This is a genomic window from Limnobaculum allomyrinae, assembly GCF_016649425.1.
Taxonomy (GTDB): domain Bacteria; phylum Pseudomonadota; class Gammaproteobacteria; order Enterobacterales; family Enterobacteriaceae; genus Limnobaculum; species Limnobaculum allomyrinae.
This window is the reverse complement of sequence record NZ_JADRCR010000013.1, coordinates 41,948-61,506: the sequence shown is the minus strand read 5'-3', so window position 1 is coordinate 61,506 and position 19,559 is coordinate 41,948. Positions and strand designations below refer to the sequence as shown.

Sequence of the window (19,559 nt, the reverse complement as noted above, 5' to 3'; positions counted from 1 at the left end):
ATTATGCGGACTTAATGAATCAGTTTTCTAGATACCACTCTGCAATATATAAAGTAGAGTGACGGCGGTCAGCGTTATTATTTGAGCTAAGTGTTAGCACCTCATTTTTTTAACTCATCATCAACACACTCGATTGATTCACCAAGGTAATGTGCAGGATCTAATATTTTATCAATATCCAACGTATCCGGAACATTCGCTTTCTTCAGTTCCTGATGAATTGACTCTGCAAAGGTGAGTTTTTTCTCAATAGAATTCATTGCCGCTTCATACAGAATATGATGTGCAGCAGGGCGTCCAATACATTCGGCTAGTTGCATCATCACCGCTTCAGAAAGAATTAAGCCACCCGATAAATCCAGATTCCTTTTCATATTGTCAGAGTAGACATTCAAACCGGTGATTAACTTATTCAACCCATCAACAAGAGATACAGCAAAAATAGAGACTTCTGGCAACGACACATCAAGAATATTACTTTCTGCAGCATCACCTTCGTTCATCCTTATCATCGACTGATTAGCTAACATTATTCTTGAGCGTAGTAGTTGTGATACGCCAACCAAATTTTGGGCATGCTGAGGGTTTCTCTTTTGTGACATAGTAGAACTGCCTACTTTGCCATGATGGAAACTCTCTTCAACTTCAGCAATTTCAGTTCGTTGTAAAAATATGACTTCCTGGCTGATTTTTTCTACCGTTGCGGCCAGTAAACCAAAAACGTTGATGTAGGCGGTTAATGAATCACAACATGCTCTGATTGGAATAGGTGCGGATCTAAGGTTAAGTAATTCTGCCATTTTATTTTGTACATTTCGGCCATTTCCACCTATTGCAGAGAATGTACCAACAGCTCCCCCCATGCTTACAACGAATGCGTCTTCAGCGGCATGCATTAAACGTGACTTATGGCGACGGATTTCAGCGCGCCAGCCGGCCACTTTGAAACCGAAGGTAATAGGTAATGCATGTTGACCATGGGTTCTGCCAGCCTGAGGGATATTTTTTGTTTCAGCAGCCAGCTTTGCCATCGCAGCCAGAACATTATCGAGATCTGAAATAATAATGTTATGTGTCTTTCTTAATTGTAATACCGCGCCGGTATCGAAAATATTTTGAGTTGTTGCGCCCCAATGAATATATGACGCTGCCTCTGAACCACAAACGGCTTCATATTGGCGTAATACAGGAACAAAAGGATGCATGGTTTCTTTGATGCCAGCAGAGATTTTATCTGCATCTAACAAATTAACGTCAGCCTTTTCTGCAATGATGTCTGCAGCTGATTTTGGAATCATTCCCAACTCAGCCTGGGCTAATGCTAATGCCGCTTCTACGTCGAGCCAACTTTGTATTGTGCTTGAATCAGACCAGATATCTTTCGCTTTTTGATTGAACCAATGTCCAGTAATACATGAGTCAAACATTCCTACGCTAGCCATAGCATATCACCTCTTTTTTTGATTTTGGTTATATTAATATAAGCGTTCATTTATAAAGTGATTTAAATCACATAAAAAATAAAATGATCATTTGATTGTTTTTTATGTGAAAAATGGTTTTTATTGAAAATATGACGAGCGTCGTGCTTTGTTCGATAATTAAATGGTTATGCTCATATAACTAAATTTGCATCGGTTGTGAACGTCAGATTATGACACTTACTCTTTCACATAATTATGATTAACTCTTTGTGAGATATAAAATGACTGAGTCTACTGATATGAAAAAAATCAAAAAATCCTTGTTTATATGGATAATCAGCATCCCTACTATTTTAGCTTTTATGTATTTTTGCTTCGGTCAAAAGGCATTTATTCTTTCCGTATCATTTACTATTATCGTATTGATTGGTATGGGAATAATGAGGAAGATATATGCACAAGCGCTGGTATTAGTTGGCGGATGTATACTTTTATTGATCGCTGCATTTATTTTTCCGGAAGCAGCAATAACGAGCACGAGCTCTGGTTCGAAAGTTATTGATGTATTTGTCGAAATAAAAAGTATTTTTAGTAAGAATATTGCCAGTCTGGGCCTGATTATTATGGTTATTGCCGGTTTCTCGCGCTATATGAATGATATAGGTGCATCCGGGAAGCTGGTTGAGATCTGTGTGAAGCCGCTGGGGAAACTAAAATCAAGGTATATGCTTCTCGGTGTGTGTTATATCGTCATGCAACTTTTGGCATTATTCATTTCAAGTCCGTCAGGTTTAGCTCTTTTGATGATGTCGACGTTGTATCCTATCTTGCGTTCTATTGGGTGTAGTAAGGCGTCTGTAGCTGCTGTTATCGCATCAGGAGTTTGTATTGATTATGGTCCTTCTGCCACAGGCAGTATTTTGATATCAGAAATAACGGACTATGATTTATTTAGTTTTTTTATTGAAAAACAAGTGCCCGTTGTATGGATCCTCTTTATATTCATCGGTGTTATGCATATGTTCGTCCAGGCCTACTGGGATAAAAAAGAAGCCGTAACATCAGAAGACGATAGTTTATTAGCCCATCAGCAAATACCTTCGGAAGAAAAAGTGCCTTATCTGTTTGCTTTACTTCCAATTGTCCCGATGATTTTGCTATTTATATTTTCCAGTTTGGTTGAAGAATGGCTTCCGGAAAGCATCAGATTTAAAATGGATGTCATTACTGCAATGTTTATTTCATTTTTCATCGCTTTCATCTGTGACTTTATTCGTACGTTAAATATAAAAAGTGCAGCCGATAAAATAGCGGGTCTTTTTGATCAAATGGGACAATCTTTTATTATGATTGTTTCAATTTTACTTTGTGCTCAAGTTCTTGCTCAGGGAATGATAAAAATAGGATTCATTGATACGTTGTTTAGTTTTATTCCTTCCGGAACCCATACACATATTCTTGTTGTCCTTTCTTTTAGTATCTTAGTGTTCTTTAGCTCTATTGTACTCGGTACCGGTTCAACCTTTAATGCGTTTGCCCCATTAGCTGCCGAAGTTGCTAAAGGTGCGGGTGTATCTGTATACAAAGTTCTTATTCCGATGCATTTTTCTGGAAGTTTAGGACGGAGTTTTTCTCCCATAGCTGGGGTAACCATTGCTGTGGCAGGATTAGTTGGATTGACGCCATTTGATATTATTAAGAGAAATGCGCTACAGCTTGGAAGTGCATATATTCTAATGCTAATACTTACTCATTTTTTGGTTGTGTGAATCAGTATTGGCAGACTAAAAAATTTAAGGTTGCGATACGATTATTTCTAATCACACCGCAACCTTAAGCTATATATTAAAGTGGTTCAGAGTTTCTATCGGGCGCCGGTTGTTTTTGATGAATATATTCAAGATAGCGCTGTATGTGTGGTGAGTTTAAATTTGAAATGGTAAAAAATGACGAATCATTTAATACTTCTGGCATAAAGTCTTTGAAGATAATTTGGGGGTCGTTAAGCGTTGATACAGGAAAATATGGCATTAAACAAACACCGGTATTAGCCCTGACAAAGTCTAACGCTGAGTATGCATCAGAAACTTCAGCAATAACGTTATACGACACACCTGATTTATCTAATACTCGATCAAGTTTGGTTCTTGAGATATTTCTTTTAGTGAAAACGACCATTCTCTTTTGATTAAGATCTTCTGGAGTAATGACATCTTTACTTGCCAATTCATTCAATCGATTCATCGCACAGACAATCCTTGTTCTTCTTAACGGAAAAGCGCTAACGTTGAAACTTGCCGTATTAAGAGAGGAATCACCAAGTGCGATGTCTGCTCTGCCTTCATTTAAATTGCTTAATAATTTTGATGCGGTGACAATATCAATTTTGATATTTACATCTGGATTTTCTTTTATATATTCAGCAGTTAAAGGAATGAGGAAGCAATAGGCAATTGTTGGGGTAGAAATGATATTCAGCGATTTCTTTTCTTCTTTATTCCACTCAAAATTTGTTAGCCTCTCAAAAGAGTCTGAAATTTTAACGATCTCTTCATAGAGTGATAACGCATCTGAATTTGGGATTAGCTTACCTTTCTCCCTTTTAAACAGAACACATCCGGATCTTGATTCAATGAGACTTAATGTTCGGCTTATGGCTGGTTGAGAAATCCCCAGAAGTTCTGCGGCTAAGGTCGCAGTTCTAACTTCAATGACTGTTTTTATTATTTCTAAATCTCTTAATGTAGCCCAACCACCAGACCAAGAGGATTTCTTCACCATTTCCTTAACCTTACCCTTTTACACAATGGATAGAACACAAAGTGATTTTCTCATGTTTATATCTGAGATATTTTTCAAATTTGCCAGTAATACTTTACAGGCATTGTGTTGGCATTATATTGAATTTTAAAAGATTAACTAAGCCCGTATTTGTACGGACTTAGTTATGGGGTCTTGTGAGTTAATATAAAACCTACTCAATATTCTGAATCTGCTCCCGCATCTGCTCAATCAACACCTTCAACTCAATCGCTGATGCCGTCACTTCTGAATTAATCGACTTCGACGCCAGCGTATTCGACTCGCGGTTAAACTCCTGCATCATAAAGTCTAAACGGCGGCCAACGGCTTCCGGTTTTTTCAGAATGGTATAAGTTTCTTTCACATGAGCATCAAGGCGATCCAGCTCTTCGGCGACGTCGGTGCGTTGTGCCAGCATCACTAACTCTTGCTCCAGACGGTTATTGTCTAACTGTACCTGGGCTTCTTCCAGTTTGCTGAGCAGTCTTTCACGCTGCCAAACCAGAACTTCCGGCATACGGGCGCGGACTTTCACTACTTCTGCACTTACCCCTTCCAGACGCTGTTCAATCAGGGTCTTCAGCGAAGCGCCTTCCCGCTCGCGGGCATCAATAAATTCGTTAATGGCGATTTCCAGCGATTCCATCAGTTCAGTACTGATCGCATCCAGATCCTGACTTTTGGCCGACATAACCCCTGGCCAGCGCAGAATATCGACCGGATTAATCTCACCTTCATCGCTCTGCATCTTCACCCAGTTGGCGGCCTGAACCAGCTGTTGTGCCAGTTCTTTATTCAGCATCATCTCGGTTTGGGCGGAAGGATCAATTTCAAATCGCAGGTTACACTCGATTTTTCCACGGGTCAGACGCGTACGTAAGCGCTCACGAATTACCGGCTCCAGACTGCGGAATTGTTCCGGCAGGCGGATGTAAGTTTCTAAATAACGCTGGTTAACGGAACGGAGTTCCCAGGTTGCGCTACCCCATTCCCCTTTGGTTTCATGGCGTGCATAAGCGGTCATACTGCGGATCATAATCAGGTACCCGTTTGTCGAAGAAAAAAAGATTATACCCTTGAGTGCCAACCCATGATAGGCATTAGGTCACGAAGTCAGTATAATGCGCGGTCACAGAAGCAGGGTGTGTTCCTCAGTATTATCGAGAAGCTACTGTGGAACACCTCCTGAGCCAATCCTGAAACTAAATCAGCGGAGATTATTGCATGCGTCCAGAAGGTCGAAGTGCTCAACAAGTACGCCCTATCACCCTTACTCGCAACTACACAAAGCATGCAGAAGGCGCTGTTCTGGTAGAGTTTGGCGAAACCAAAGTATTATGTACCGCCACGATTGAAGAAGGCGTTCCACGTTTTCTGAAAGGTCAGGGGCAAGGTTGGATCACCGCAGAATACGGTATGCTACCTCGCTCAACTCATACCCGTAACCCACGTGAAGCCGCAAAAGGTAAGCAGGGTGGCAGAACGCTGGAAATTCAGCGCCTGATTGCTCGCTCACTGCGCGCAGCGGTGGATCTGACCCAACTGGGTGAGTTTACCATTACTTTAGACTGCGACGTGTTACAGGCCGATGGTGGTACGCGTACCGCTTCTATTACTGGTGCCTGCGTGGCGCTGGCTGATGCATTAAACAAGCTGGTTGCCGACGGTAAGCTAAAGCAAAACCCGATGAAGTGCATGGTAGCCGCGGTATCTGTTGGCATTGTGGGCGGTGAAGCGGTTTGCGATCTGGAATATGTAGAAGACTCCGCAGCAGAAACCGATATGAATGTGGTGATGACTGACGATGGCCGTATGATTGAAGTGCAGGGCACCGCAGAGGGGGAACCTTTCACCCACGAAGAGCTATTAAGCCTGCTGGCGCTGGCGCGTCAGGGAATTGATACTATCATCAAGGCGCAAAAAGCAGTACTTGAACAATAAGTTGAAAAGCGACGGAGACGTCGCTTTTTTTACGATCAAATTTTTACGATTCAAAGTTGTGTAATCAGTTAAGGAGATGCCGTTTATGAAACCCTATCAGCGCCAGTTTATTGAGTTTGCGCTTAACAAGCAGGTATTAAAGTTTGGTGAGTTCCATCTAAAATCAGGACGAATCAGCCCCTACTTTTTTAATGCGGGTCTCTTTAATACCGGTCGCGATCTGGCTTTGTTAGGGCGTTTTTATGCGGCGGCACTGGTGGACTCCGGCATTGAGTTTGACCTGCTGTTTGGCCCGGCCTATAAAGGCATTCCTATTGCGACCACGACAGCAGTGGCGTTGTCCGAACACCATGACCGAGATGTGCCTTACTGCTTTAACCGCAAAGAAGCCAAAGATCACGGCGAAGGTGGTCACTTAGTAGGAAGTCCGCTGGCAGGACGCGTAATGCTGGTGGACGATGTTATCACCGCCGGAACCGCTATTCGTGAATCAATGGAAGTGATTCGTCAGCACGAGGCTACATTAAGCGGGGTGTTGATCTCTCTTGACCGTCAGGAACGGGGCCGTGGAGAACTTTCTGCCATTCAGGAAGTGAAACGCGACTACCAGTGTGAGGTGATCACTATCATCACTCTGGACGATCTGGTGGAGTATTTAGCGGAGAAACCAGAGATGAGCGAGAACCTGATAGCCATTAAGGCGTATCAGAAAGAATATGGTATTTGATACGAAAGTAATTTTAGATGGAGTCTATAGACAGGTTCTGAGTCATGAAGCCACAATATCGTTTACATACGAATAATAAACCAAGTTAATGCTTTTAAGCTGCTAAGTACAAGTGAGTTCGTGAACGATGAACCAGAAAACGTTATTGCCCGTTTTTCCAGTCAAGTCATTATATCTGGCTTTCGGCCTGTTTTTTTCAGTCGGTCTGTTGGCTGTGTCTGGCTCAACGCATGCAGAAATGGAAGCCGAGCTTCGGCAGGAACTTAGTAGTAAAACAGATAGTGATATTACCGTAGAGGGTTCTTTCTTGATGGCTTCCCGTGATTCTGCGCACGGTCGAAGCTATGAGATTTATCGGAAGAGTGATAAGAAATTGCTTTTTAAGGGCCATTTTACTGAACTGCTGGTTGATGGTGATAACATCATTACCGGCTCAAAGGTAAGTTCTACTGATGATCGCGCTTATATTACCATTGGAAATCTCCGGTCTTCCGTTTATTACGATATCTATAATACTGATGGCATTAAGCTTAATTCCGAGCCATATTTTATTTTGCCAGCCGAGATAGGCTTTGGAAAAGATGGTTTAATGCCAGTACTCGATAAACAGGGAAGGCATTACTATATTGACCGTCATGCCAAAAAGACGAATTTTGATCTCAGTAGCTATAAGGTAATTGAGTCTTTTTCTAATGGTCTTGCTGTAGTGCGGGGTAAAAATGAAAAGGCTGGCTATATTAATACCCAAGGCAAGTTAGTTATTCCCCTGATGTATGAGCAGGCTTACTACTTTCAGGGGGGAACGGCAATGGTTTCCACCAGTGATGGTACTTATCAACTGATTACACCAGACAATCAGGTTGTTGCCATGTTTACCGATACTTTAGTTTCTTATCCTGGTGGTAAAGATAGCCAGGAAGCCAGTTATATTTTCCTCAGGAAAAAAGATGGCACAGCCATAGCCTATAACCAGAAAGGTGAGGTGATTTCTGAAAAGAAATCAGATGAGTAATCGATATTGATTAAAGCCAGAACCTATTGTCACCGTTACTCTTCTCGATTTCTGACGGCAATAATAGGTCTGGCGGCAACGCTGGTTAACGTAATATTTCTACAGCAAAATATCGCACAGCGCCGGATCTTTACGATCCAGATAGTGAATTGACTGAATACGGCGAATGGTACGAGATTTACCGCGAATCATCAGCGTTTCGGTGGTTGCCATATTACCGGTGCGCTGAATGCCATTGAGTAAGTCACCTTTGGTGATGCCGGTAGCAGAGAAGATGATATTATCGTTACGGGCCATTTCTCCCAGTTTGAGCACTTTACCTGCGTCAATTCCCATCTGTTTACAGCGCGCCAGTTCCTGCTCGCCAATACGACGATTTTCTTCGCTGTCGCCTTTCACCTGATGACGAGCCAACAGGCGGGATTGCATATCGCCATCCAGTGCGCGAATAACCGCAGCGGAAATAACCCCTTCCGGAGCACCGCCAATGCCATACATAACGTCAACTTCGCTGTCCGGCATACAGGTCAGAATGGAGGCGGCTACGTCACCATCAGGAATAGCAAATACCCGAACGCCCAACTGCTGCATCTCTTCAATCACTTTATCGTGACGCGGTTTAGCTAAGGTAATCACTGTTAGCTCAGGCAGTGGCTTATTGAGTTTTAACGCGATACGTTTGAGGTTTTCCGTCAAAGGCAGATTCAGGTCGATGGTATCTTTAGCGCCGGGACCAACAACCAGTTTTTCCATATACATATCAGGTGCGTGCAAAAAAGCGCCTTTTTCCGCTACCGCCAGCACCGCCAGTGCATTGGCCTGACCCATCGCGGTCATACGTGTACCTTCGATCGGGTCTACCGCAATATCAACGGCATCGCCATTGCCGGTACCGACTTTTTCGCCGATATACAGCATTGGTGCTTCATCGATTTCACCTTCACCGATGACAATTTCACCGTCGATATTGACCTGATTGAGTACGATGCGCATGGCTTCAACTGCCGCACCATCCGCTTTGTTTTTATCGCCACGGCCTAAATAGCGGTAACCGGCCAGCGCAGCAGCTTCGGTGGCGCGAGAAAACTCAATCGCAAGTTCACGTTTCATGTATTGGGGTCCGTAATATATTGAAAAATTAAGATGAGTAAAAAACTGCCGGGATCTTATCACAGTTAAAGCGTGGTGAAATGGCGGGGTGAGAGAATAATCCATAGATAAAGGGCCGTATACCGGCCCTTTATCTGTCATGAGAATGAATCGTCAGGTTAAGCCCGACGTTCTTTGTTATTGAGTGAGACGATTCTCCGACCGCGTACAAAGATAATACAGGCACTTTGTTTTTACGGTCGGAATGTCCTCAATAGTTGATCTGAAAAGAGAGAAACTCTACAGAGTAATATTACTCGTCATGCTCTTCCCAATCACGAGCGCGCTCCACGGCCTTCTGCCAACCTTTGTAACGGTAGTTACGTTCGGTAGTTTCAATGCCCGGTTTAAACACACGCTCAATGTCTGCTTTGCTCTTCACTTCATCCAGGTCGCTCCAGAAGCCAACCGCCAGACCGGCAAGGTAAGCTGCACCTAATGCGGTGACTTCGCGAACCGCAGGGCGTTCTACAGATGTACCCAGAATATCTGACTGGAACTGCATCAGGAAGTTGTTAGAGACGGCACCACCATCAACCCGCAGGGCTTTCAGTCGGGTTCCGGCATCAGCCTGCATCGCATCCAGTACATCGCGAGTCTGATAAGCAATAGACTCCAGCGTCGCGCGGATAATGTGGTTTGAGTTAACACCACGGGTCAGGCCAAGAATGGCTCCGCGTGCATACGGGTCCCAGTATGGCGCACCAAGGCCAGTAAATGCAGGTACGACATAGACACCGTTACTGTCTTTTACTTTGGTGGCGAAATATTCGGAGTCCATCGCATCGGTGAACAGTTTCAGTTCATCGCGCAGCCACTGAATAGAGGCTCCACCAATAAATACCGCACCTTCCAGCGCATAGTTCACTTCGCCACGTGGGCCACAGGCGATAGTAGTCAGCAAGCCATGTTCCGACTTAACGACTTCTTTACCGGTGTTCATCAGTAGGAAGCAACCGGTACCGTAAGTGTTCTTCGCCATGCCCGATTGAACACACAGGTGACCAAACAGTGCTGCCTGCTGATCGCCGGCCATACCGGAGATTGGAATACGCGTTCCGCCTTTACCACCAATGTTGGTTTTGCCGTAGATTTCAGACGATGGGCGAACTTCCGGCAGCATTTCCCGTGGAATATCCAGCACTTCCAGCATGCGCTCATCCCACTGCAGAGTTTTAATATTGAACAGCATGGTACGAGAGGCGTTGGTATAGTCAGTGACGTGGCTGCGGCCTTGGGTCATATTCCAGACCAGCCAGGTATCAACAGTACCAAACAGCAACTCACCACGTTTAGCACGGTCACGCGCGCCTTCTACGTGGTCCAGAATCCATTTTACTTTGGTACCTGAAAAGTAAGGGTCGACGACCAGGCCTGTATTTTCACGGATGTAGTCGGTCATTCCCTCTTTCTTCAGTTGCTCACAAATGCTGGCTGTTCTACGGCACTGCCAGACAATTGCGTTATAAATAGGTTTACCAGTAGCTTTATCCCAGACGATAGTGGTTTCACGCTGGTTGGTAATACCAATAGCGGCCACTTCATCAGAACTGATACCTGTTTGAGCCAGTACTTCAACCAGTACCGCACTCTGGGTCGCCCAAATCTCCATTGGGTCATGCTCTACCCAACCTGCATGAGGATAGATTTGAGTGAATTCACGCTGTGATACGCCGATAATGTTAGCATCGTGGTCTAAAACCACTGCTCGCGAACTTGTGGTTCCCTGATCGAGGGATACAATATATTTTTGCTCAGTCGTCATTGCGGTAACTCCGTGAATTGACGTAGTAAAAGGGGTAAGAACGGCCATTATTTTTCGTCTTCGATAGAGCAGGCATCACAGGGTAAATTACCACCGATAAATACCTTATAGCCCCATGCACCCAGACAGCCACCAATAATTGGCCCCAAAATTGGGATAATAAAATAAGGGATCTCTCTTCCACCAGTGAGGGCGATATTACCCCAGCCAGCAAAATAGGCGAATAATTTCGGACCGAAGTCACGAGCCGGATTCATGGCGAAACCGGTTAATGGGCCCATTGATGCACCAATAACAGCAACCAAAATACCGATCAGTAATGGCCCAAGTGAGCCACGAGGTACACCGTTGCCATCATCCGTTAAGGCCAGAATTAACGCTAACAGGGTGGCAGAAATTACCACTTCCACGCAGAATGCCTGGAATACGTTAATTGCCGGGTTTGGGTAAGTAGAGAAGGTACCTGCCAGTGACAGACTATCTACGCTGCCCCTGACAATATTTTGAGCGGCTTCTACTTCGTAAAACAGGCTGAAATAGAGAGCATATACCATGGCCGCACCGCAAAATGCGCCGGCAACCTGTGAGAGAATATAAGGGATAACTTTTTTACGATCGAAGCAGGCAAATAGCCATAGCGCAACAGTTACCGCCGGATTCAGGTGAGCACCGGATACACCCGCGGTTAAGTAAACGCCCAGCGCGACTGCCAGACCCCAGATAATACTAATTTCCCATTGTCCAAAACTGGCACCGGCAACTTTTAGTGCAGCAACACAACCGATACCAAAAAAAAGAAATAGTCCCGTACCAAGGAATTCAGCAATACATTGCCCTTTTAAAGTAGGGCCAGGATTTTGGCTCATAAATATAATCCTCCATTGAAGGGTAGAGTGGTAATCTGATTACCCGTATTAGCCTCTATTTTTTTAGTTATAGAGGAAGTGGACGGATTTTATCGTTATCGCGCTATATCGAAAAATAACGAAAGTATGATTTTGTGTATTCGGTCAAATTATTGCTCTTATGAGTTCGAAAAGTGATAAGTGAAGCAGGTTTCTCTTGGCGTAGAATTCGTTTCAGATGAAATGAGTAGTTGCCATGGTAAGAATGAGTAACCACTGGTTTAATTATTTTTTGCTGCTAATTAGCTAACGGTACCGCCCGATTGACAAAATTTCTGAACATTCGCGCTTTATATGGGTCTATGTCTGGACAGCGTTCGATCAGGTAAATACAATCAGGCTGTTGATTTTGGCGTTCCACCGATGGGATGTGCGAGTCTTGCCGCTAGCGGCTGTTATAAATGTTAGGTTTTCCGCTTTGCGGTTATGTCTATATGAGGACAAAATGATGTCATTTGAAGTATTCGAAAAACTGGAAGCTAAGGTTCAACAGGCCATTGATACCATCACCCTGTTGCAAATGGAAATTGAAGAGCTGAAAGAGAAAAATAACTCTTTAACTCGTGAAATTGAAACGTCTGCTAACGGACGTGAGTCGTTAGTGAACGAAAACGCTCAGTTGAAGCAAGAACAACAAGCCTGGCAGGAGCGTTTACGTCTTCTGTTGGGTAAAATGGATGAAGTTTAATCGTTGTAACGGTTAGCCATCAGACAATAAAAACGCCGCCTATGCGGCGTTTTTATTGGGATTATTTAGCTCTTCTTTTATTTCAGTGGCAAATAGATATCCGTCAGTAATTCATGTTCAGCCACTTCATGTACAAAATTGAAGTAATGGAAGTAGAGTGGAAAATCACGCAGTTCCTCTCCACTGGCGGGCAGCCAGTCACGGTATAAACGACGAGCGCTCTCGGTCAGAGTTTGGTGTGAGCCCTGATGACGAGCCACGGCGCATCGTCCGCCTGGTATCCGGCCATTGACTACACCAAATGAATTATCTTCGGGGATGGGTGCATTTACCGAGCCGCCAATATCAAAGCGAAACTCCTCAGCCGCTGTTGTTGTCGGATCGTGAAAGGCAATGCCATAAGTTTGGCTGGTGCATACCGGCGATAGCCCGGTGCTTTTACGCCATTCAATAAAGTGCGTAGCTGTCGCATTGATCAAGTCCGGATTGCCCCGGTGGGTCAACATGGCAATTGGCGTATCAGGAAAACTGACTATCTTCACTTCCATGGTTTGGGTCCTTATATATTTTTGCTCAGGAATGCGCTGATGCCAGTCAAGCCAGTCAGGCTGTTGCCGAAACTGGCTGGGTGTTTTTCCCAGCGCTTGCTTGAAGGCGCGACTAAATGACTCGGGATTTTGAAACCCGGCATCAAGGGCGATATCGATAATTTTTTCCAACGGATTAAAGGCCAGTCGGTACGATGCACGCCTGATTCGCATCCACTGAATATAACGACCTATTGGCATTCCACAATAAGTGGTGAATTGCCGGTGAAAATGAAAAGGTGAAAAATTGGCAATTTCACTCAGTAACTCAATGGTCAGTGGATCATCCAGGTGTTGTTCAATATAGCTGAGCACCTTGCTAAAGCGCCTGGAATAAGCATCGGTTTTGTCATCGAACATTACATCCTCCATGTTCAATACTTTGGCAGAAAACCGTCGGCACAGCCTGACCGATCTTGCTGAGATACAGAGTGATGATAAATATTATGTGGGAATATTGGGCAGGAGGATAATTAAGTTCAAACTAAAACAGCGGACAGGCGGTGATGTTATCTGAAACCGCCGCTGCCCGGTCTGTTTTAACCGGAAATCAAAATAGCGGAAACCTGAATGTCTCCGCGTATCATGGCTTATTCGATGTCCAGCGCTTCTTCTGACAGAATGATACCGGTATTGTCGGCATACAGATGGTCACCGGAGAAAAAGGTCACGCCACCAAAGTTTACGCGAATATCGCTTTCGCCGATGTTTTGTGAATCAGCGCCAACCGGGATAGCAGCTAAAGCCTGAATGCCAATATCCAGCTCTTCCAGTTCATCTACCTGACGAACCGCGCCGTAAACTACCAGACCTTCCCATTCGTTTTGAACGGCAAGACGGGCTAACTCGGCATCGATCAGTGCACGACGAACTGAACCGCCGCCGTCGATCAGTAATACGCGACCCTGGCCATTCTCTTCCAATAGCTCATACAGCAGGCCATTGTCTTCGAAGCATTTAACCGTGGTGATTTGACCACCAAAAGAGGGGCGTCCGCCAAAGTTAGAGAACAGGGGTTCCACAACGTTGACTTCTTCATGATAGATGTCACATAACTCGGAAGTATCATATTTCATAAAATCGTCGCCTGTTTCCGTTGGTTCATTTTTCGCCATGAATAATCAGTATATCCTGATTTTTACAAGGATAGCAAAGTCATCCTGGTATTGAGGCCGCCGGAGCGGCTGATTCAATAAGGGGAATGATAAAAATGATTGATAAGCAGAGTTAGCTGAGCACTACACCGATAGCAAACAGAATATTGGTCAGTAGCGCACCTTTAACCATCTGCTCCAGCATAGGACGCATTGCCACTGCCGTTGGTTCATGTAATACATACATAGCGTGACGGTAAAGTAACGGTACCGCCAAAATAAACAGCCAGCCACTCCAACTACGCAAATCAAACAGGGCAAACAGAACCAGACACAAAAGTGCGCCGGCCAGTAACATGAAGTGATAGCGGCGACCCCATAGTGGGCCTAAGCGTACTGCAAGCGTGTTTTTACCATTCATACGGTCATTATCGATATCACGCAAATTGTTGATATTCAATACAGCGGTTGCCAACAAACCACAAGCGGTGGCGGGTAACATGACGACAGTATCGAAGGTTCCGGCCTGTAGGTAATAGGTACCGGCAACGCTTAACCAGCCAAAGAAAATCAGAACAGAAATGTCCCCTAATCCCATATAGCCATATGGCTTGCGGCCAACGGTATAAGTGATGGAGGCTATGATAGCCAGTAAACCTAACCCCAGAAAACCGATGATATCTTCGGGTTTTTTACAGGCCAGGGCAATCAGCGCAATACCGGAAGCGATGGTGAGAATAATCACAATAATCAGGGCTCGTTTCATCTGAGCCTGATTAATCAGCCCTTTTTGCATTCCGCGATTGGGGCCGATACGCGTTTCGGTATCACTGCCTTTTATTGCATCGCCATAGTCATTCGCCAGATTAGATAAAATCTGTAGCATTGCCGCAGTCAGCAGCGCCATCAGCGCAATATCCAACTGAAAATGGTTCATCCAGGCAGCCAGCGCAGAGCCGGTAACAATCGATGCCAATGCCAGAGGCAATGTGCGGGGGCGCAGGCTTTCAATCCAGGCTGCTGTTTTACTTGTTGAGTGAGTTTGGCTCATGTTTTAGTTTTAATTTAGTAACTTTTAATTTGAGAATAATTTCATAGCGGGCAGATCGGCTAGCCGCTAACTATACGCGTATTATAGAGAATTTAACGAGAGTTTGCTTTGATTCTGGGATAAAACCAAACGAATACTAAGGGATAAGTTTACGGGAGGCTAGTGCCTCCCGTAAATACGACAGATTGAGTAGAGCGATAAAAAACGTTACAGAATGAAACGGCTTAAATCTTCATCATCCACTAATTCATCCAGATGGCGACGAACATACTCTGCATCAATATCAATGCTGGTGCCGTTGCTTTCGCTGGCGTCATAGGAGATATCTTCCATTAAACGCTCCAGAACGGTATGTAGACGACGGGCACCGATGTTTTCTGTGCGCTCGTTGACCTGCCATGCCGCTTCTGCAATACGGCGAATACCGTCTGCCAGGAAGTTGATCGTTACCCCTTCCGTTGCCATTAACGCTTTGTACTGCTCGGTTAATGAAGCGCTTGGTTCAGTCAGGATACGTTCAAAATCTTCCGTGGTCAGAGCTTGTAACTCGACACGAATAGGCAAACGACCCTGTAATTCAGGGATAAGGTCTGACGGACTGGCGGTCTGGAATGCGCCGGAGGCAATAAACAGAATGTGATCGGTTTTAACCATGCCGTGTTTAGTGGATACGGTACAGCCTTCTACTAATGGCAGTAAGTCACGCTGAACACCTTCACGGGATACATCCGGGCCGGAAACTTCGCCACGCTTACAGATTTTGTCGATCTCATCGATAAATACAATTCCATGCTGCTCAACAGCATCAATTGCCTGTTGCTTGAGCTCTTCCGGATTGATCAATTTGCTGGCTTCTTCTTCTATCAGCACTTTGAAGGCATCTTTGATCTTCATCTTGCGCGGCTTTTGCTTTTGTCCGCCCAGATTCTGGAACATTGACTGTAGCTGATTGGTCATCTCTTCCATGCCCGGAGGTGCCATAATTTCTACCCCCATGGACATCGATGCCAGCTCGATTTCGATCTCTTTATCATCCAATTGGCCTTCACGCAGTTTTTTACGGAATGCCTGGCGTGCGGCAGAGCTGTCAGAACCGTTTTCAGTCTGACCCCAGTTGTCGCGTGCTGGTGGAATTAAAACATCAAGGATACGCTCTTCCGCCAGTTCTTCGGCACGAAAACGCATTTTCTCAACGGATTGCTGACGAACCATTTTGATGGCGGCATCAGTTAAATCACGGATGATAGAGTCGACCTCTTTCCCCACATAGCCCACTTCAGTGAACTTGGTGGCTTCGACTTTGATAAATGGTGCGTTGGCCAGTTTAGCCAGACGGCGCGCAATTTCGGTTTTACCGACACCAGTTGGGCCGATCATTAAAATATTTTTTGGCGTGACTTCATGACGCAACATTTCATCAAGTTGCATACGGCGCCAGCGGTTACGCAGAGCAATGGCCACTGCACGCTTGGCTTTGTTCTGACCGATGATATAGCTGTCAAGTTCACTGACTATTTCGCGAGGGGTCATTTCAGACATCATTACGGTCCTTATTCTTTAGCTTTTAATTCTTCGATGGTTTGGAAACGGTTGGTGTAAATACAGATATCACCGGCAATAGACAGAGATTTCTCCACAATATCTCTGGCATTCATATCGGTATTTTCCAATAGTGCTCTGGCAGCCGACTGGGCATAAGGGCCACCGGAACCAATTGCAATTAAATCGTTTTCTGGCTGAACCACATCACCATTACCGGTGATGATCAGCGAAGCAGTTTCATCCGCTACCGCCAGCAGCGCTTCTAATCGACGTAACATACGGTCGGTACGCCAGTCTTTCGCCAGTTCAACGGCGGCTTTAGTCAGATGCCCTTGGTGCATCTCCAGCTTGCGCTCAAAGCGTTCAAACAGAGTGAAGGCATCTGCGGTGCCACCGGCAAAGCCAGCAATTACACGGTCGTTATACAGGCGGCGAACTTTACGGGCATTGCCCTTCATCACGGTGTTACCCAGAGTTACCTGGCCATCACCCCCAATTACTACATGACCGTTGCGGCGAACGCTTACAATTGTTGTCACGTGCAGATCCTCATTAGCTGATAGAAACAGCCTTACATAAGAGGCAAGGCATAATTAATAAATTAGATGGGGGAATGGCATCAGATTTTCAACCCTGAAGAAGTAAAATATTCAGCGTTAGAGCCGCAGGGTTGAATAACATTCGGGCTACCCTGAGGTAGCCCGCTGTTATAAATAAAATTTATAAATTACAATCGGTTACTTTCCTGAGGCGACCGGAATACAGCCGCTCATACCGCTACTTTTTAGCCGTTGTAAAGTTTTGTCTGCCGCTTCACGATTATTATAAGGGCCAAGGATTACCCGGTTCCAACCATCGCTGGTGCTGATTCGGCTTTCAATACCGGAGAACGCCAGATTAACCTTCACTGACTCGGCCTGATCCAGTGCTTTAAATGAGCCACATTGAATAATCCAGCGTTGGCTTTGTGCCTGGGCCGCTGTCTGGCTGGTGGTTTTTGGCGTTGAAGTCACCGGTGCTGGCGCTGGTGGTGTGACTTTCTTTGGTGGTGTTGGCGTTGGCGTCTGTTGCTGTGTCTGAGTATTCACCGCCGCCGTATTATTTAACGCCGGTTTAGTTCCGCCATCGCGAGCAGTAGATGGGCGACCACTGGCATCAACGCCAGAAAGTTGAATCGGTGGCTTTTGCATATCAGCCTGAATCTGATCCAGCATTCTTTTCTGTTCGGCAGTCAACGGTGCCTGAGTATTTGTTTTTGGCTGACCTGTTGAATTAGGTGAGTTGGTAACCTGACGATTTTCCAGCTCTTTTATGTAGCTCCAACGCTCTTCCGGCTTTGGTGGTAAACCATTTCCTGGTTGAACCGCAGGTGTTCCGGCGGCAGGAACCGTTTCAGGCTTATGCTGGGTAATATAGTAAAGGCCTCCGCCAAACACGACCAATACGGCGAGAGCAAGCACAATCATCAGCTTAGATGCGCCGCCTGATGAGCTTTTTTTCTTTCTGCTATTTTTTTTACTCCGCGTCCCCGATCGGCTACGGCTTACATAATCTCGTTGTGCCACTATGACTTCACTACGTTTGTTTTTAGAAACAGATTAAAAGAGAACCGTTATAGTACGTAATATGTGGTACTTTGGCTAGTTATGTGGTTTTGCGGTACTGGCGCGAACAATCAATTCACTGTCCAGCAGAACCGATCCACCCTTGGTTCCGCTACCCTGCAATAGATCGAGCAGCATCAATACTGCCTGTCGACCAATCTTATACCGAGGCTGTGCAACAGTGGTTAGCGGAGGATCGACATATTGTGCCAGAGCAATATCATCAAATCCAACAATAGACAGCTGTTCCGGTACACGAATACCCATTTTTTTCGCCTGAGAAATGGCACCAATTGCCACAATGTCGCTGTGGCAAAATATGGCACTGGGCGGTTGCGGTAATGCCATTAGCTGGGAGAGAGCCTCAGCGCCGGTCTCGAAATTTAAAGGCCCTGAGGTGATATAACACGTTTCAACAGCAATCCCCCCTCGTTGCAATGCCTGAACATAACCCTGCCGACGATAGTGACTAAGGTGCAAATGATCCGGACCAGAGATACAGGCAATACGCCGGTGCCCCAGCCGTTGCAAATAGTGCACAGCATTAAAGGCGGCGGTCAAATTATCGATATGGATAGTGGGTAGTTTTAACTCTGGTAGATACTCATTGGCCATCACCATCGGCGGTAGTGTATGGCTGGCTTCATCATGCCTTTCAAACGGAAAGTTGGCTCCCAGCAGAATAACCCCGTTAACCTGCTGCAATATGGTTGCCAGGGAAATGGTTTCAATGGGCTGCTGGCGGTTGTCCAGAAACAGAACAATATAACCATATTCAGCCGCAGTTTGCTGAATGCCTTGCATCACATCGGTAAAGAACGGGTCAGTGATGTCCAGTGCCATAGCCAGTAATATTTTGGACTCACCCTGTTTCTGACTTTTAGTCAGTGTATAAGGAATGTATCCCGTTTGCTTAATGGCTTTTTCTATTCTGTCCCGGGTTTTATAGGAGACTTTTTCCGGCATCATGAGTGCTCTGGAGACAGTGGCTGTTGACACGCCTGCCAAATCGGCGACATCTTTCATCGTCACCTGTGCCGGATGTTTATTTTGTTCCAAAGAGGGGATCCTCCCAATGGCAATATGCCCTATGTACATATATTAGGGTATCGCCTGTTATTCTCCCTGATATTTATTCTTTCGTTTTCAGGGGGAATATAAAATGAAGTGCTGTAGCATGCCCCTGCTTAAACGCAGGCCGATGGCCTGTTGTCAATCTGGTTGTCTCAATGAATAAATAGTTGGGACGTATTATTTCTGGCATCAGT

At 45.2% G+C, this 19,559-nt stretch carries 18 protein-coding genes; 5 read left to right on the top strand and 13 right to left on the bottom strand.

The annotated features are described in order from the left end of the window. Window positions 1-101: 101 nt before the first annotated feature. The gene (locus I2494_RS18465) at window positions 102-1,442 is read right to left on the bottom strand and encodes a class-II fumarase/aspartase family protein (protein WP_218467492.1); all 1,341 of its coding nucleotides are present in this window, start codon (window positions 1,440-1,442) and stop codon (window positions 102-104) included. 263 nt (window positions 1,443-1,705) lie between these two features. On the opposite strand from I2494_RS18465, the gene dcuC reads away from it, so the two are divergent. Further along, window positions 1,706-3,193: a C4-dicarboxylate transporter DcuC gene (gene dcuC / locus I2494_RS18460; RefSeq protein ID WP_228351014.1), complete on the top strand. Its 1,488-nt coding sequence runs from the start codon at window positions 1,706-1,708 to the stop codon at window positions 3,191-3,193. Window positions 3,194-3,269: 76 nt separating this feature from the next. On the opposite strand, the gene I2494_RS18455 is transcribed toward dcuC, so the two are convergent. Beyond that, window positions 3,270-4,205, bottom strand: a complete 936-nt coding sequence (locus tag I2494_RS18455; RefSeq protein WP_218467490.1) for a LysR family transcriptional regulator — start codon at window positions 4,203-4,205, stop codon at window positions 3,270-3,272. A 193-nt stretch (window positions 4,206-4,398) separates the two neighbouring features. Next, window positions 4,399-5,262, bottom strand: a complete 864-nt coding sequence (locus tag I2494_RS18450; RefSeq protein WP_218467489.1) for a YicC/YloC family endoribonuclease — start codon at window positions 5,260-5,262, stop codon at window positions 4,399-4,401. Between the two features lie 188 nt (window positions 5,263-5,450). Here I2494_RS18450 and rph point away from each other — a divergent pair, with 188 nt between their 5' ends. From rph to I2494_RS18435, 3 genes are all read left to right on the top strand, one after another. Then, on the top strand, window positions 5,451-6,167 hold the full coding sequence (gene rph, locus I2494_RS18445; RefSeq protein WP_218467488.1) for a ribonuclease PH: 717 nt from the start codon (window positions 5,451-5,453) through the stop codon (window positions 6,165-6,167). A gap of 85 nt (window positions 6,168-6,252) precedes the next feature. Beyond that, entirely contained in the window at window positions 6,253-6,894 is a 642-nt protein-coding gene (gene pyrE, locus I2494_RS18440) for an orotate phosphoribosyltransferase (RefSeq protein ID WP_218467487.1), read from the top strand. Window positions 6,895-7,021: 127 nt separating this feature from the next. Next, a complete protein-coding gene (locus I2494_RS18435) occupies window positions 7,022-7,906 on the top strand; it encodes a WG repeat-containing protein (RefSeq protein WP_218467486.1) in 885 nt (294 codons plus the stop codon). Window positions 7,907-8,005: 99 nt separating this feature from the next. On the opposite strand, the gene glpX is transcribed toward I2494_RS18435, so the two are convergent. The 3 genes from glpX to I2494_RS18420 all read right to left on the bottom strand — a co-directional run bounded on the left by glpX (window position 8,006) and on the right by I2494_RS18420 (window position 11,686). Continuing rightward, window positions 8,006-9,016 (bottom strand): class II fructose-bisphosphatase, encoded by a 1,011-nt coding sequence (gene glpX / locus I2494_RS18430; protein ID WP_218467485.1) that lies wholly within the window; start codon window positions 9,014-9,016, stop codon window positions 8,006-8,008. Between the two features lie 292 nt (window positions 9,017-9,308). Next, a complete protein-coding gene (glpK, locus tag I2494_RS18425; RefSeq protein ID WP_218467484.1) occupies window positions 9,309-10,820 on the bottom strand; it encodes a glycerol kinase GlpK in 1,512 nt (503 codons plus the stop codon). Between the two features lie 47 nt (window positions 10,821-10,867). Continuing rightward, on the bottom strand, window positions 10,868-11,686 hold the full coding sequence (locus I2494_RS18420; protein WP_218467483.1) for an MIP/aquaporin family protein: 819 nt from the start codon (window positions 11,684-11,686) through the stop codon (window positions 10,868-10,870). Window positions 11,687-12,173: 487 nt separating this feature from the next. On the opposite strand from I2494_RS18420, the gene zapB reads away from it, so the two are divergent. Then, complete coding sequence (zapB, locus tag I2494_RS18415; protein WP_130590050.1) at window positions 12,174-12,413, top strand: cell division protein ZapB; 240 nt, start codon at window positions 12,174-12,176, stop codon at window positions 12,411-12,413. Between the two features lie 77 nt (window positions 12,414-12,490). Here the strand turns inward: zapB and I2494_RS18410 are convergent, their stop codons facing one another. From I2494_RS18410 to cytR, 7 genes are all read right to left on the bottom strand, one after another. Further along, a complete protein-coding gene (locus tag I2494_RS18410) occupies window positions 12,491-13,360 on the bottom strand; it encodes an AraC family transcriptional regulator (RefSeq protein ID WP_218467482.1) in 870 nt (289 codons plus the stop codon). A 230-nt stretch (window positions 13,361-13,590) separates the two neighbouring features. Further along, window positions 13,591-14,076 carry a ribonuclease E activity regulator RraA gene (gene rraA, locus I2494_RS18405; RefSeq protein ID WP_140920532.1) on the bottom strand — a complete coding sequence of 162 codons (486 nt, stop codon included), beginning with the start codon at window positions 14,074-14,076 and terminating at the stop codon, window positions 13,591-13,593. Window positions 14,077-14,227: 151 nt separating this feature from the next. Next, window positions 14,228-15,145, bottom strand: coding sequence for a 1,4-dihydroxy-2-naphthoate polyprenyltransferase (locus I2494_RS18400; protein ID WP_218467481.1), 918 nt, complete (start codon window positions 15,143-15,145; stop codon window positions 14,228-14,230). A gap of 207 nt (window positions 15,146-15,352) precedes the next feature. Beyond that, the gene (hslU, locus tag I2494_RS18395; RefSeq protein WP_218467480.1) at window positions 15,353-16,684 is read right to left on the bottom strand and encodes an HslU--HslV peptidase ATPase subunit; all 1,332 of its coding nucleotides are present in this window, start codon (window positions 16,682-16,684) and stop codon (window positions 15,353-15,355) included. 11 nt (window positions 16,685-16,695) lie between these two features. Further along, the gene (gene hslV / locus I2494_RS18390; RefSeq protein ID WP_218467479.1) at window positions 16,696-17,226 is read right to left on the bottom strand and encodes an ATP-dependent protease subunit HslV; all 531 of its coding nucleotides are present in this window, start codon (window positions 17,224-17,226) and stop codon (window positions 16,696-16,698) included. Window positions 17,227-17,424: 198 nt separating this feature from the next. Then, window positions 17,425-18,252 (bottom strand): cell division protein FtsN, encoded by an 828-nt coding sequence (ftsN, locus tag I2494_RS18385; RefSeq protein ID WP_218467478.1) that lies wholly within the window; start codon window positions 18,250-18,252, stop codon window positions 17,425-17,427. 75 nt (window positions 18,253-18,327) lie between these two features. Beyond that, on the bottom strand, window positions 18,328-19,350 hold the full coding sequence (cytR, locus tag I2494_RS18380) for a DNA-binding transcriptional regulator CytR (RefSeq protein ID WP_228351013.1): 1,023 nt from the start codon (window positions 19,348-19,350) through the stop codon (window positions 18,328-18,330). Between the last annotated feature and the right edge of the window lie 209 nt (window positions 19,351-19,559).